Source organism: Chryseobacterium vrystaatense (assembly GCF_000737765.1).
In the GTDB taxonomy this organism is placed as follows: Bacteria; Bacteroidota; Bacteroidia; order Flavobacteriales; family Weeksellaceae; genus Chryseobacterium; species Chryseobacterium vrystaatense.
Genome location: NZ_JPRI01000004.1, coordinates 270,554 through 285,441 on the forward strand (window position 1 = coordinate 270,554; position 14,888 = coordinate 285,441).

12 protein-coding genes are annotated in these 14,888 nt (G+C 37.3%); 7 read left to right on the plus strand and 5 right to left on the minus strand.

What is annotated here, in order from left to right; genetic code table 11:
- Positions 1-18 precede the first annotated feature (18 nt).
- Positions 19-960 (minus strand): type VI secretion system baseplate subunit TssG, encoded by a 942-nt coding sequence (locus IW16_RS13285; protein ID WP_034745005.1) that lies wholly within the window; start codon positions 958-960, stop codon positions 19-21.
- A 374-nt stretch (positions 961-1,334) separates the two neighbouring features.
- On the opposite strand from IW16_RS13285, the gene IW16_RS13290 reads away from it, so the two are divergent.
- The 7 genes from IW16_RS13290 (at position 1,335) to IW16_RS13320 (ending at position 8,463) form a co-directional block, all read left to right on the plus strand.
- Positions 1,335-2,126, plus strand: coding sequence for a S1/P1 nuclease (locus IW16_RS13290; protein WP_034745007.1), 792 nt, complete (start codon positions 1,335-1,337; stop codon positions 2,124-2,126).
- Positions 2,127-2,401: 275 nt separating this feature from the next.
- Entirely contained in the window at positions 2,402-3,268 is an 867-nt protein-coding gene (locus tag IW16_RS13295) for a sigma-70 family RNA polymerase sigma factor (protein ID WP_002979276.1), read from the plus strand.
- Positions 3,269-3,332: 64 nt separating this feature from the next.
- Complete coding sequence (locus tag IW16_RS13300; RefSeq protein WP_034745009.1) at positions 3,333-3,764, plus strand: hypothetical protein; 432 nt, start codon at positions 3,333-3,335, stop codon at positions 3,762-3,764.
- A 62-nt stretch (positions 3,765-3,826) separates the two neighbouring features.
- The gene (locus tag IW16_RS13305; protein WP_034745011.1) at positions 3,827-4,420 is read left to right on the plus strand and encodes a hypothetical protein; all 594 of its coding nucleotides are present in this window, start codon (positions 3,827-3,829) and stop codon (positions 4,418-4,420) included.
- Positions 4,421-4,425: 5 nt separating this feature from the next.
- Positions 4,426-4,923, plus strand: coding sequence for a GNAT family N-acetyltransferase (locus tag IW16_RS13310; protein ID WP_034745013.1), 498 nt, complete (start codon positions 4,426-4,428; stop codon positions 4,921-4,923).
- A 20-nt stretch (positions 4,924-4,943) separates the two neighbouring features.
- On the plus strand, positions 4,944-6,062 hold the full coding sequence (locus tag IW16_RS13315; protein WP_034745014.1) for an FAD-dependent monooxygenase: 1,119 nt from the start codon (positions 4,944-4,946) through the stop codon (positions 6,060-6,062).
- Between the two features lie 349 nt (positions 6,063-6,411).
- On the plus strand, positions 6,412-8,463 hold the full coding sequence (locus IW16_RS13320; RefSeq protein WP_051890212.1) for a S9 family peptidase: 2,052 nt from the start codon (positions 6,412-6,414) through the stop codon (positions 8,461-8,463).
- A 126-nt stretch (positions 8,464-8,589) separates the two neighbouring features.
- Here IW16_RS13320 and IW16_RS13325 read toward each other — a convergent pair whose 3' ends face one another.
- The 4 genes from IW16_RS13325 to IW16_RS13340 form a co-directional block, all read right to left on the minus strand.
- Positions 8,590-11,376: a multicopper oxidase domain-containing protein gene (locus IW16_RS13325; protein ID WP_034745016.1), complete on the minus strand. Its 2,787-nt coding sequence runs from the start codon at positions 11,374-11,376 to the stop codon at positions 8,590-8,592.
- Between the two features lie 88 nt (positions 11,377-11,464).
- Positions 11,465-11,938, minus strand: a complete 474-nt coding sequence (locus tag IW16_RS13330; RefSeq protein WP_034745351.1) for a DUF3347 domain-containing protein — start codon at positions 11,936-11,938, stop codon at positions 11,465-11,467.
- A 118-nt stretch (positions 11,939-12,056) separates the two neighbouring features.
- Positions 12,057-12,437: an HYC_CC_PP family protein gene (locus tag IW16_RS13335; protein ID WP_223878173.1), complete on the minus strand. Its 381-nt coding sequence runs from the start codon at positions 12,435-12,437 to the stop codon at positions 12,057-12,059.
- A gap of 219 nt (positions 12,438-12,656) precedes the next feature.
- Positions 12,657-14,861: a TonB-dependent receptor plug domain-containing protein gene (locus tag IW16_RS13340; RefSeq protein WP_034745018.1), complete on the minus strand. Its 2,205-nt coding sequence runs from the start codon at positions 14,859-14,861 to the stop codon at positions 12,657-12,659.
- Positions 14,862-14,888 lie beyond the last annotated feature (27 nt).

Sequence of the window (14,888 nt, forward strand, 5' to 3'; positions counted from 1 at the left end):
TAAATATAATAAATTATTTTAGAGGAATGTAGAGTATCCAAGACGGCTGGCATTTCTTTCATCATCTTCCAGACTGAACGAATATTCCTGCTTCTCCGTAATGAAATTCTCCTGTACATCTACAGTTACGGGAAGGAAATAATCATATAAAGCCTGAAGAACATTTCTGAAGGGACTCCCCGATATATACTGTTTCATTTCTGAATAAGGAATCGGTCCAATATTGACTACCCAATTCCGTTGTCCGTCCATGTGTTTTCCGCTTGGAATATAGGTAACTCCCAGTTTGGAATTTCCCAATAACATAGAATCATCGTTTTTTTCAATTCTATCAATAATATTTGGTGCAAAAGTAACTTCTACGGGTATCTGAAGAAAAGCGGTCATACATCTTTCAAACCATTTCTTGTCGCCCCTGATCTGATGAAAAAACGGCAGAATATAAATAAAAATATAGGCACTCTGCTCATCAAGCATTTTGATAAGAGGCCACAGCTCACTTACGGTGTCCAGCAGCGCATCTGTACTGCTTGATATATCAAATTCGGATTCTTTAAGCAGGGAACTGATTTCCGTAAAAAAAATTTCCAGTTCAAAAGGACGGAAAAACTTACGGGCATCCTCTTCTACTCTTTTCTGCTTACGGATTTCACGGACAACAGTATCCACATTCTTTCTCGAAGCTCCCAAAGAAGGCGGATGAAACAGCCCTTCCGGGAGATAATCATAAATACCTTCCCTATATGTTTCTATAGTGAAGACTTCTTCATCAAATCCTAAATAACTGCTCGAAATGCTTTTGATATCCTTCAGATAAGCCCGATCATTGATCCCGATCCGTTCTATAAATATATTACTTACGGCACGCTGATATTTCAAAAGGTTCACCGCTACGGCTTCAGCTTTGAAGTCGGTCTGCAGTTTATTGTAATACATGTCTACAATATTATTCTCATACATAGTGTTTCCTTTGATTATGACTTGTAAAGATAATATATCTCATAAGTTTGAAAAAATAATTTGCTAATAATTTTCATTTAAAAATACTAATTTATTAACACTAAAAGGAATTATCCATGAGAAATTCCGTAAAAATACGGTAATCCTCACTATTCCGGGGTTTAAGGTTCCCTATTCAAAATTAAATTTAAAGCTGACAGGCAATGCTTTACCCATTGTCAGGCTTTAATCAAAGATCTCTTTATACCGCTTTTACAGCAACTTCTTTATTTAGATTAAGTTTTATTAACATCTCTCAGATAAGAAATTGCCCATATTTGATGCAGGATCGGAAACCGGATCGTATCTTTGCACCTTGTAAAATGTTATTTATAATGAAAAGTATTTATTCTAAAATTCTGATTTTAGCATTCATTTCATCTTCACTTTATTCTTATGCATGGGGATTGACGGGACACCGTGTGATCGCGGAGATCGCAGAAAATCACCTGTCCGGTAAAGCAAGAAGAGGAATCAAAAAAATAATGGGTAAAGAGCGCCTTGCTTATTGGGCCAACTGGCCGGATTTCATCAAGTCTGATACAACAGGAGTTTGGAAACAGGCGTCATCATGGCATTATGTAAACATCGATCCGCAGGCGGACTTTAAAGCTTTTGACCAGAATCTTAAAATGCAGGCAGGACCTAGCCTTTACACGCAGGTAAACACCTTGTCCAGCCAGATCAAAGACGAAAAAACGTCTGAAAAAGACAGAAAAATTGCGCTGATCTTCCTTATTCATATTATGGGAGACCTTGCACAGCCTCTTCATGTAGGAAGATCTGAAGATCTTGGAGGAAACAAAATCAATGTTACGTATTTCGGAGACAAAACCAATCTTCACTCTGTATGGGATGGAAAACTGGTAGATTCTCAAAAATACAGCTACACAGAATATGCAAAGCTTCTGGATATCAAATCTAAGGATGAAGTAGCACAAATCCAGACAGGAAGTGTAGAAGACTGGTTGTATGATTCTCATAAAATCGCCAATAAGATCTATGCACAGACTCCAAATGATTCAAAATTATCGTACGATTATCAGTACAAATTCAATGAAACACTTGAAAGACAGCTTCTTTACGGAGGTCTTAGACTGGCAAAATTATTGAATGACTTATTTTAAGAGTTACTGATGGATCACATCAACTGAAAAAAAGAATTTTTAATTTCTGATTATTCATTCTTCATCATAAAAGCGGGACTTCGGTTTCGCTTTTTTTGTGGTTGATATTTTGTAAATCGGATATATATAAGGTTAAGGTTCATATTACAGGCTTAAAACATGGCCCCTTTTATCTTCGCTCGGCCTTACATTTAAAAAATAATTAAAACTGGTGTAACCTTTTTACTACTTCAGACGTATAATATATAGTAACTCTTTTTTGAGGATAAAAATAGATGAGACAATTAAAAATCACTAAGCAGGTTACCAACAGGGAAACTGCTTCATTAGACAAGTATTTGCAGGAAATTGGTAAAGTGGAACTGATCACTGCGGACGAAGAGGTAGAATTGGCACAGAGAATACGTGCGGGCGACAGAGCAGCACTTGAGAAATTAATCAAAGCCAACCTTCGTTTCGTAGTTTCTGTATCTAAACAATACCAAAATCAAGGTCTTTCTTTACCCGATTTAATTAATGAAGGTAACTTAGGATTGATGAAAGCAGCAAAAAGGTACGATGAAACTAGAGGTTTCAAATTTATCTCTTATGCGGTATGGTGGATTCGTCAGTCAATTTTACAGGCACTAGCTGAACAGTCGAGAATTGTAAGGCTTCCGTTGAATAAAATCGGCTCCATCAACAAAATTAATAAAGCATACGCTCACCTTGAGCAGGAAAATGAAAGACCACCTTCTCCGGAAGAATTGGCTGAAGTTCTTGACATGAGTGAGGAAGATATTAAAGAATCTATGAAAAACTCCGGAAGACACCTGTCCATGGATGCTCCTTTAGTAGAAGGTGAAGATTCTAATCTTTATGACGTATTGCGTTCAGGAGAATCTCCAAGTCCTGATAAAGACTTAATGCTTGAATCTCTTCAGATTGAAATTGAAAGAGCATTGAATACTTTAACTCCAAGAGAGGCTGATTTGGTAAGATTGTACTTCGGACTGAACGGAAAACATCCGATGACTTTAGAAGAAATCGGTGAAACTTTCGATCTTACAAGAGAGAGAGTTCGTCAGATCAAAGAAAAAGCAATTAAGAGACTGAAACATAATACCAGAAGCAAGATCCTGAAATCTTATTTAGGTAAATAATTTTAGCGTAAAAAACAATGTATGCGGAGTCTGTTTCAGGCTCCGTTTTTTTATTTTTGTATTGATGGATATAGACATCTTTTTCTTCATTGGAGGAATCATTTTATGTTTTATTGTAATTAATCTTCTACTCTATTTTTATCATAAGAATAGAGATGCTGTCTTTTTCAGACATATAAAAAACCGTCATTATACTTTAATAGAAAAGGTCGAAACCAATATCGAGAGCTATTCCAAAATAAGTGCAAAACTGACCTATTTTAAGGCAGACATCGTTTTTTTAGATCAGGAAATTTTTATCATTCCTTTCAATAAACCTATTCTGCAATTGAGCAAAAGCAATGAAAAATTTCCCTCCATTTTCGAAAGGTTTGAAGTTTCCTTTAGAAAAGTGCATCATAATTTCCTGGAAATAACGGGGAATACAAGCTTAGGACATTTTAAGATTACATTAAATTTTAAAAATAAAAACTTTGATTTGCATTCGGTTGTATAAAGGTTGTAACAATTTTTAGACTATCTTCAACTAATAAGGAATAAAACCAATCTAAAAAACCTATGAAAAAAATACTTTTAGCTTCAGCTTTGGCACTTTCAGTGCTTTCCTGTAAAGAAAATAAGTCTGAAAATGCACCAATTGCAGAAAATGCCATCGACAATTCAGAATCATCTATTTCAGGTTCTCTGAAAAGCGGCCGTAAGGATAATATGATCGATAAAATTTATTTTGAGCTCCTCAAAAATGATAAAAACCTAAAAGCTCTTGATGACAAAGTCTCCAAGGTTTCTGAAGAAAGCGGAAAGGTTCTGTCCCTGTATAGCGAAACGCTCAATAAATCGGAATCTTTTTATCTTGATGCTCATCAGCAGGCTGAAATGATTAAAGACTCTCTCCTGAAACAGCAGGTAGAAAAAGAAATCAAAATAAGTGCTGACCAATATGATCTTAAGATCAGCAACGTAAAAGAACTGATTGCAAAAGTGAATAAAAACAGTGATGATATCAACAACCTTTATACAGCCTTCAAAATCAGAAAAACGCTTCCTGAAATCGTAAAATATCAGAATGCACATCCCTTGAAAGCTGACAGTCTTGAAAACTTTATCAATAAACAGAATCACCTGTTAAACGAACTGAAAAATTTTAAATAAAAATAATGAACTACTCCACAAAATGGCTTAACGATACGACACGAACTGAAGAACTGGTTGACTTTTTTATCACACACAAAACAGATTCCTATATATCCCATGGTGAGATTGTTTCAGGAAGAGCTTTAGATTCAAATCATTGGAATCCTGACCTTAAAAACATATTGACAGCGCAGTTTAATTCAGGTTTTGATGCGGATCATAATTCCAGATTAAGTATTCTTATTGCCGAAAATGAAGATGGAAAAATCATCGGAATGCTGGTTTTCAATATCATCCGTGGATTTAAGAATTACGCAGTACTGGAAGATATGCTTCTAGATCATTCTCTCAGAGGACAGTCACTTGGAAGTACGCTGCTGGAAAAGGCTGTGGAAGAATCAAAAAACTGGAATATCAGCTTTCTGATGCTGGAAAGCGGAATCGACAATACAGGAGCCCATCATTTCTTCAATAAATATGGATTCAAAAAAGTATCTGAAAATTATATTCTGACCCTTTAAAAAGTAAAACCCAAACCTGTATGAATACAATTTCAATTATAGGAGCCGGAATAGGCGGACTGGCTTTGGGAAATATTCTGAAGCAGCATCAGTTGGACTTTACCATATATGAAGGTGCTCCGGAAATAAAACCCGTAGGTGCCGGAATCATGATGGCCGTCAATGCCATGCAGATCTTTGACAGGCTGGGTTTAAAAACAAAAATTGAAAATGCAGGTCATACAATCCACGGAATTTCCATAACGGATGAATCTTTAAAACCCATAACAAAAACAAACATTCATACGCTGGAGAAAAAATACAATTCCTGTAATGTAGCTATTCACAGAGCTGAGCTGCAGAAGATTCTGGCAGAAAATATTGGATATGAACATATTAAACTTAATCACTCTTTAAATAAGATTGAAAAAAAGGTAAATTATTCTTTATCCTTTGAAAACGGAATCCATACGGAAAGTAAAATAGTATTTGGAGCTGACGGGATCAAATCAAAGATTAGAAGCCAGATCCTGAAAACAGGAAACATCCGGAATGCCGGACAGAAATGCTGGCGAGGATTAACAGAATTTGAGTTGCCCGACCATTTCAATCACGAAGCCATTGAAGCATGGGGAAAAGGAAAGCGGTTTGGTTTCGTGAAAATTTCAGAGAAAAAAGTATACTGGTATGCTTTAGTGAATGAACAGAACTACAAACTCTATCATCATCTGTCTGAAATTTTCAGTGAATTTCATCCGCTTATTGTACATATTCTTGAAGCGACTTCAGAAGAAAATATCATTCTTAACGATATCAACGACCTGTCTCCTATTCCTTTATGGTACTCTGATAACCTTTGTCTGATTGGAGATGCTGCTCATGCAACTACTCCCAATATGGGACAAGGTGCCTGTCAGGCAATTGAAGACGCCTACATTATTGGAAGACTTCTCGAAGAGAATCGGGATTTTAATGCTGTTTTTGAAAAATTTCAAAAAATAAGACGAAAAAAGGTTGATTATATTGTAGACACCAGCTGGAAGATCGGAAAAATTTCACAGTGGGAAAAAGGAAATACAGTACGAAATCTATTGATGCGGTTAATTCCGGAAAGTACGAACCAAAAGCTGGCAGAAAAAGTTATCCGACTGGAAATGTAGGACAGCCTTTTCTTTAACTGAAATCATTTCATTCAACTCTTACCTGCTCTGGATATTCCTGTTGGCTTTATTCATTCCAAGATATTTTAAGTACCAATTTACTTTGAGCTAATTTTTATTTTTAGAATTATGATACATTCCACGTACTAAATATGGGATTATCACAATTTGACTTCAAAGCAATTCAAGAATAAAAATTAACCACCTTACTAGTATTTACAGTAAATAAATCAGACAGATTTGTATTTTAAACTAATAATTTTAAACAATTTGCACTAAAAACGCGCTTTTTTTCACTCTCTATCTTTAAGCGTATTTTTTCATATATTTAAATACAAAAAATAGGACAATGAAAAAAATATTTTATTTATTATTACTCATGATAGGATTTCAGACAACACACGCACAGGAAGTTCCTTTACTGGATCGGGAATTATTTTATGGAAACCCGGAAATATCCGGTGGGCAGCTGAGCCCCGATGGACAGTGGATTTCTTTTATGAAACAATATGAAGGGATTATGAACATTTGGGTAAAAAAGGTGAATGAGCCTTTTGACAAAGCCCGTCCATTGACCGACAGCAAGCGTCCGCTGGCCGGATATTTCTGGTCGGAAAACGGAAAATATATTTTGTATGTAAAAGACAAAAATGGGGATGAGAATATGAATATTTTTGCAGTGGATCCTAATGCAAGTGTAACAAAAGGAGTTCCTGAATCAAGAAATTTAACCCCCATTAATGAGGTAACAGCCCAGATCTATATGGTAAGCAAAAAAGATCCTGACTTATTAATGATTGGACTGAATAACCGGGATAAAGCCTGGCATGATCTGTATTCACTGAAAATTTCAACAGGGGAACTGAAAAAGATCTACGAAAATAAAGATCGTGTTACGGGTTATGATTTCGACTGGGATGAAAAACTAAGGGTTTTATCCAAAACAGACGATAAGGGAACTACCCAATTTTTATACAAGGACGGTGATAAACTTACTCCGATCTATGAAACATTAGTGACAGAAGGTGCTTATATTTCCAACTGGAATGAAGATAATTCTAAATTCTATCTCGTAACTGATAAAGGAGATTTGGATAAATCAACACTATTTCTGATGGATCCTAAAACCAAACAGACGACAAAAATAGAAAGTGATCCAAAGGGAAAGGTTGATTTCGGAGGATTATTTATGGATAGAAATACCAGAAAAATCATTTCAACAACCTATACGGGAGATAAGACTGAAAATTACTGGAAAGACAAAACATGGGAAGCTAATTACAAATTTCTACAAAGTAAATTCCCGGGAAGAGAAGTTGATTTTTCCAGTTCAACAAAAGACTATTCTAAATTTTTAATTTCAGTTTGGGGAGACAAGTATGCTTCTGAAGCCTATTTCTTTGATGCAAAAACAAAAGAATTGGTTTTCCAGTATACACCAAGAACTGAATTGAAAAAGGTGGAGAAGTATCTGGCTGCTATGACTCCTATAACTTATAAAAGCAGCGACGGTCTGGATATCCCTGCTTATCTGACAGTGCCTACAGGTTCTTCCGGAAAAAATCTACCGGTTGTCGTTTTGGTTCATGGAGGTCCAAAAGGTCCAAGAGATTATTGGGGGTATAATTCTACTGTACAGTTTTTGGCCAACAGAGGTTATGCTGTTCTGCAACCTAATTTCAGAGCAAGCGGCGGTTACGGTAAAAAATTCAAAAATGGTGGAGACTTACAGTGGGGAAAACTGATGCAGGATGATATTACCTGGGGCGTAAAATACCTGATTGACAATGGTATTGCTGACAAAAATAAGGTAGTTATCATGGGAGGAAGCTATGGTGGATATGCAACACTGGCTGGTTTAGCTTTCACTCCGGACCTGTATGCCGGAGGAGTGGATATCGTTGGACCAAGTAATATATTTACCCTGCTCGATTCTGTTCCTGCCTATTGGGAATCAGGACGTGCCTTCCTTTATGGAATGGTAGGTGATCCGAAAACCGAAGAAGGTAAAAAGCTGATCCGTGAGGCAAGCCCGCTATTCAGCGTGGACAAAATCGTGAAACCTCTATTGATTATCCAGGGAGCGAATGACCCAAGAGTAAAACAGGCTGAAGCAGACCAGATTGTAATTGCCCTTCGTGATAAAGGAAAAAAGGTGAACTATATTCTGGCAGATGACGAAGGACACGGATTCAGAAAGCCGGTGAATAATATGGCGATGTATGCTGAAACGGAGAAATTCCTTTCGGAAATCATTGGAGGGAGATATCAGAAAGAAATGCCGGAAGCTGTTGCAAAACGTCTGAAGGAAATGACCGTTGATATTAAAAATGTTACTTATAAACCAGCTGAAAAAGTAAAAGAAAAAGCAAATGCTGCTACACCGAAAGTTTCGAAATAAAAGCAGAACTGACGGATTACACCCATACATAAAGCCAGCTCATTACTTTAAATGAGCTGGCTTTTTTATTATAAAGAATCCGTGATCTCACAAAATAAAAGGGCTGTCATTTGTAACAGCCTCATTTTAGTAGGTAAAAGTAAGTCCGGCTCCCCAGCCTATTTCATTATCATAGTTTCCGGAAACTGACACCCATTTCTGTAAGATATATCTCAGTCCTGTCGAAAATTCTCCATCAGAATTAAGGCTGAAATTTCCCCTTATCCTTCTGGAAATCGGAATATCTTCTCTGCTCAGTTCCAGCAGAACTTTCCCATTTTGATCTACACTTGCATCTGCGGTCACCAGCATCGGCAGCATATACTGTACACCGACCATAAAGGCATATTGATCTTTTGAAGCTTTCTGCTGTCCAAACCACGTCTTTTTGCCACGGAATTTCATCCCCATATCTTCTGCCATCTGCCTCTCCATAATCTCATGGTTTTTCTGAATTCTGAAACCTGCATAAGGAAGTGCCCACTGGAATTTCCCTAAGAATCTTCCTACTTTTACATTTCCTTCAAAGTGATCGAAATCCCAATTGGAATGAAACTGATTCAGATTGGCCCATCTTGGTCCGAACATCGTCATGCTTTCTGCATGTATTTTATTGCTTGCAATGTCAAGCATTCCCATAGAGCTGATCATTTTATTATCCTTCAGGAAATTTTTCCATGCCAGCTTTCTGTCTGGAAGTTGCGGGTTTGGTTTTGAGTTCTCATAGCTGAAAATCCTTCCCATTCCGGCCATCATATGGTATAAAATATGGCAGTGGAAAAACCAGTCCCCATCCTGATTGGCTGCAAACTCAATGGTATTGGTTTCCATAGGCATAATATCCACTACATTTTTCAGTGGAGAATACTCTCCTTTTGAATTGATCAATCTGAAATCATGCCCGTGAAGGTGCATGGGATGACGCATCATTGAATTGTTGTAGAGTGTAATTCTAAGAACCTCCCCTTTTTTAACCAGAATCTTATCCGTTTCTGTTACCGTTTTATTATCAAGGGTCCAAAGGTACTGGTTCATATTTCCTTCAAGGGTAAACTTCATTTCCCTAACATTTTCATCCGGAAGAATTGTCTTTTCAGGAGACTTTAAGAGATTATACGACAGCCTTTTAATCGGCTTTTCTTCCTTCATGTCCATTCCTGAATGTTGAGAATGATCTTCCTTTTTATCTTTATCAGACTCTTTGGTTTTCACCCCCATCATTTCGTTCATATGTTTCATCGTCATTTTTCTCTGGCTTTCAGAAAGCTCAGGGTACATGACTTCGTTCATATCCATCATCTGATTGCCCATCGTCATATTCATAGGCTTCATATTCCCGCTCATTTCCATCATGCCGTTCATCATTTTCATTCCTTCGAACAGCAACAGTCTGGGCAGATTGGGAGCTTCTACTTTTTCACCGGAACCAAGCCATAGTGAAGCATGTCCTACTCTGTCTTCAGATGTAGAACGGAATTCAAAACTTTTGTTCTCAGGAATGGTCACTTCAATATCATAAGTTTCAGAAACACCGACGATAAGACGGTCAACTTCCACCGGGACTACATCGTTACCGTCATTTCCTATTACTTTTATTTTTCCTCCTCCATAATTCAGCCAGAAATACGTTGACGATCCGCCGTTGGCTACCCTCAAACGTACTTTATCACCTGCTTTCAAATTAGAATAATCAGAACTTGGAAGTCCGTTGATGAGGAATTTATCATAATAAACGTCGCTTACATCCATCGCCTCCATTCTTTTCCATTCATTCAGGGCTTTCGTTCCGAAATTTCCGGATTTAATGGCTTCCCAGTAACTTTGTACCGCATTCTTTTTAATGGCATACCAGTCTGTATTGGCCATATGAAGTCTTCTGGCGATCTGCATCGGATCTTCATCGCTCCAGTCTCCAAGCAGTACGGGAATTTCTTTTGTATAAGAAGTTTTGGGCTCACCTTCTCTTTTATTAAAGACTAAAATCCCGTTCATTCCAATCTGTTCCTGAAGTGCCTCGTGGGAATGGTACCAATAGGTTCCGTTTTGAGATACTCTGAATTTATATAAATGCGTTTCGCCAGGTGTAACAGGTTTTGTGGTAAGGTATGGAACACCATCCTGTTCATTGGGAAGGATCACACCATGCCAGTGCAGTCCTGTATTTTCCTTAAGCATATTATGCAGGTAAATTTCTGCTGTATCTCCTTCTGTAAAATATAAAGTGGGAGCCTGCAGTTTCCCGTTGACGGCAAGTGCTCTACGATTCTTTCCCGTGAAATTAACGATCGTATCTTTTACATAGAGATCATATCTCACTGTTTTTCCACCAAAAGTAACTTTTCCGTTTTCAGAGTTTCTTTTAAATAGGGATTGATTCTGTTTCGGTTCTTCTGCAACAAAATGCTTAGGACCTTCTTTTTCCACCAATTCCATTCCGCATTTCGGGCATTTACCAGGTTGATCTGAAGTCACTTCAGGATGCATCGGGCAGCTGTAAAGAGCTTTATGCTGAAATGGGAGCTGAGAAGATTTTGGCTTCGCTGTGATTTTATTTACTGCAGGTTCTTTAGTTTTTATCTTTACATTAACCTTAGGCATGTCAGCCTTCGACTTTACCTTACTTTCCGTCTTAACCTTAACTTTATTGCTTTTAATATCTGCAGGCTTTTGAACTGTCTTTTGTGGCGGCTGTGCTACAACCTTTGGTTTCAACACAACTGTTTTCTTTACCAAGGTCATTTTGCATTTCGGGCAGTCTCCTGGTTTTGAGGATACTACTTCTGGATGCATCGGGCAGGTATAATATGTTTTCGTTGTTTGTGCGAAAGTAAAAACAGAGAACAAAAGCACCAGAAATATGATCATTTTTTTCATAATATTCCGAACTTTTTAAAATTGCATAACCTAAAGCCAATTATAGATCAGGCTATGCAACTTGTTATTTTAAAACTAAATAGGATAATTAGTTGATTTCTGACTTTACACTTCCACAAGAAAGCATAGATTTTCCGTAGTAAGGATTAGCGATCTGCTTTTCGTCGCTTAACCAACTTGAGTCAGCCATTGGGCAATACTGTACAAAGACAGGTTTTTCAGAAAGCTTAAATTCTTTGGTCAAAGCGATCATATTCTCGGAAAGGTTGGAAAAGGTTTCTCTTTGTGCTGTAATATTTCGGGCATCAGAAATTACCGTAGCATCTTTTCTCAGAATATTAAGATTACCTTCTGAAACTAATTTATAATCAACGGCCGAGGCTGTTTTAATAAATTCTGCAGCTGCTTTTGATGTTTTGTCTGCATCATCTGAAGCCAAAGCTGACTTAATGGCGATATAATTCTGATAGAGTTTCGAAACCTGAGCGTCTTTTTTAGACTGTGCAGAAATTGAAAGAATTGAGAATAGAGATAATGCTGCTGTAATGATATACTTTTTCATTGTTTTAAATTTTAGAATTAAATTTTTTAATAAAGAATAATTGAAACGCATCATGCGCTGAAACGTGTTGTCTACGAAAGGAATGATCATCTGAACAATACCAGACAACAGACGAATCTTAAATTCTAAAATTACAATGATTGATATAGATAGGAACCGGCCTGTATTCGGGGGGGCCATTGATTCTTATCTGGGTAAATTTTGTAGCTGAAAAAGATTTATCGGCAAAGAAAAACTGCTGCTGCGACAATACCGGAGCGATCTGACTTAAAAAATCGATCATCAGCAAATCAGATTTCTGCGAATCATCGACTTTTACGACTTTAATCTCTGTTTTACAGCATCCTTTTTTTTCCTTTACACCACATTTGCCACAGATGTCCGTGGTTTTCTGGCTTACAGAAACAAACTCCTCCATACAGAAATGTACGCTGAATGCAGCTCCGGAAGAAAATCCGAAGTAGAAAACAGAGAACAGTATGGCGAGAATCTTTTTCATTGGTAAGACAAAGGTAAAAATATCCTTGAAACTGCTGTTATAAAATTCTGTATACTTGTTATAAAATTCAGCCCAATGAAAAAACTTCTGAACATTTCAGAAGCTTTTCTATATTTTTATACAGGCAAAGAATAGTTGTATGAAGTAGAATATCAGTCTTTACAACTTTATCTCTAACTTCTAAAATCTCACATCTAATATCTATATCTATTCTCCCGGTTACAGTTTAAACTCAAGTTTAACATTGAAGAAACGTCCTGTAAGACGTACCGGAACCGGATACATAACACTCGAATTATAATCAGTAATCCACTGGTTGGCCACAGTATTGTTGATGTTAAATGCATTGAAAACCTGAACGCCTAACGTGAGTTCTTCAAAATTACCCCAGAAACCTGAACGGTTTTTCTTGCTTTTGGAATCTATGAATACTTTTGAAAGTCCTAAATCCACTCTTTTATAAGAAGGCAGTGTTCTCTGATATTGATAAGGATCGGTAAAAACAGGTGCTCCATTCGGAAGTCCCATCGCATAAACCAACGTTAGGTTGACACGCATTGAAGGGAATTTAGGCATATAATCCTGATAGAACATCGCAAATCTGAATCTCTGATCGGTTGGTCTCGGAATATTTCCTCTTCCGTCAATATTCTCAAATACTCTGGCATAACTCGCAGACAACCAAGAATCTACCCCCGGGACAAATTCTCCAAATAATCTTGTATCAATTCCATAAGCGTACCCTGAAGCATTGTTTTTCCCGGAATAACGGATCCTTACATTATCCATATAATAAGGGATCAGATCATCCATTTTTTTATAATAAGCCTCTGTAGTCAGCTTAAATGGTCTGTCATACATATAAAATTCATAGTCGTTGGCAAGAATTAACTGCATCGAACGCTGGGATTTTATATCGGAATTAAAGTTTCCGTCCAGATCTTTGATCTCTTTATAGAAAGGTGCCTGATAATATATCCCTCCTGAAAGTTTGAAGAGCATATCCGTATCCCAGTCAGGTTTTATAGCAAACTGAAATCTTGGCGAAAAGATTGTTTCTTTATTGAAGCTCCAGTTTGAAACTCTTGCCCCTGCATTCACAAATACTTTGCTGGCTCCCCAGTAAAACTTCTGAGAATACTGTGCATAGGCAGAAAGTCTTGAAGGCTCTATTTTATTTTTTCCGGCAATCTGGTAAAAAAGCTGAAGATCTCCGGACATTCCTGTTCTCGGATCATCAATTGGACGTGGAATACTGTATCCCGAAGCGTCTACCAATTTCCATTCGTTGGTATTGTCATTCAGGTTTTCTTTTTCATATTTAAAACCAACTTCTATATCTGTATTGATATTCGGAGAGAATTTCGCTCTGAACTGCGTACCGTAAGTTCTTACATACAGGTCATTTCTTGCATGCTCTATCTGTCCTCCTCCATCAAAAGAAGCGTTGGGCTCCTGCGTCACAGGATCAAAAGTCTGTATTTCGTAGCCTGAAGCAACAGAATAATATTCTTTTTCTCTGTTCTGATAGGCAAAACTGTCCAATGTAAGCTTCCATTTGTCTGAAGGCTTATAATTCATCGAAACAGTTCCCATCATATTCTTATACATATCCTGCTCCTGCCCGCCATAGCCGATATTGACCGTAATAGGCTGCTGAAGGCTCCCAAAAGTGACACTTTTCGCTTTAGGAATCATTTCATAATCGTTCTTGGAATAATATCCAATGAATGACATGGAGAATTTATCACTGAAATGGTAGTTGATATATGACTGGAAATCCCAATACGTAGGGTTAAAATCCGTATCCTCGTTCAGCGTATTCAGAACAAGATTGGTATTTCTGTATCTTCCTGAAAATAATGCGGTCAGTTTTTTATTCTTTGAAGCCAACCCAGCTGTAAGCCTTCCGCCGATTAAACTGGCTTCTCCTGAGAGTTCAAATTTCTCAGGCTCACGATAATAGATATTCAGAGCTGAAGACATTTTGTCGCCATATTTAGGCTCAAATCCTCCGGCTGAGAAGTTGACTGCAGAAACCATATCCGGATTAATGATGCTCATCCCTTCCTGCTGTGAATTTCTGATCAGAAAAGGTCTGTAAATTTCAATATCATTGATATAGATAAGGTTTTCGTCGTAGTTTCCACCACGTACCATATATTGGGAAGACAGCTCAGTATTGGAGTTTACCGAAGGAAGTGTTTTAAGAAGTCCTTCAATTCCACCACTTATAGAGGCTACATTTTTAGCATCTTTTGCCGAAATCTTGACATTGGTAATGTCGTTCGTTCTTCCGATGACTTTTTTCTGGAAAACGACTTCCTCAATATCGGTTACTTTTTCTGCTGTATCTCTTTTTCTGTTTTGAGAGAAAATAAGCATAGGAACCATAAGGCTCAACGGTAAAACTAGTTTTTTCAAAAGAAATATTTTAAGAATTTCTAAAAA

Excerpts from the sequence above, each read along its gene's own strand:
- IW16_RS13285 (WP_034745005.1), bottom strand. The coding sequence starts at position 960 with ATGTATGAGAATAATATTGTAGACATGTATTACAATAAACTGCAGACC.
- IW16_RS13290 (WP_034745007.1), top strand. The coding sequence starts at position 1,335 with ATGAAAAGTATTTATTCTAAAATTCTGATTTTAGCATTCATTTCATCT.
- IW16_RS13295 (WP_002979276.1), top strand. The coding sequence starts at position 2,402 with ATGAGACAATTAAAAATCACTAAGCAGGTTACCAACAGGGAAACTGCT.
- IW16_RS13300 (WP_034745009.1), top strand. The coding sequence starts at position 3,333 with ATGGATATAGACATCTTTTTCTTCATTGGAGGAATCATTTTATGTTTT.
- IW16_RS13305 (WP_034745011.1), top strand. The coding sequence starts at position 3,827 with ATGAAAAAAATACTTTTAGCTTCAGCTTTGGCACTTTCAGTGCTTTCC.
- IW16_RS13310 (WP_034745013.1), top strand. The coding sequence starts at position 4,426 with ATGAACTACTCCACAAAATGGCTTAACGATACGACACGAACTGAAGAA.
- IW16_RS13315 (WP_034745014.1), top strand. The coding sequence starts at position 4,944 with ATGAATACAATTTCAATTATAGGAGCCGGAATAGGCGGACTGGCTTTG.
- IW16_RS13320 (WP_051890212.1), top strand. The coding sequence starts at position 6,412 with ATGAAAAAAATATTTTATTTATTATTACTCATGATAGGATTTCAGACA.
- IW16_RS13325 (WP_034745016.1), bottom strand. The coding sequence starts at position 11,376 with ATGAAAAAAATGATCATATTTCTGGTGCTTTTGTTCTCTGTTTTTACT.
- IW16_RS13330 (WP_034745351.1), bottom strand. The coding sequence starts at position 11,938 with ATGAAAAAGTATATCATTACAGCAGCATTATCTCTATTCTCAATTCTT.
- IW16_RS13335 (WP_223878173.1), bottom strand. The coding sequence starts at position 12,437 with ATGAAAAAGATTCTCGCCATACTGTTCTCTGTTTTCTACTTCGGATTT.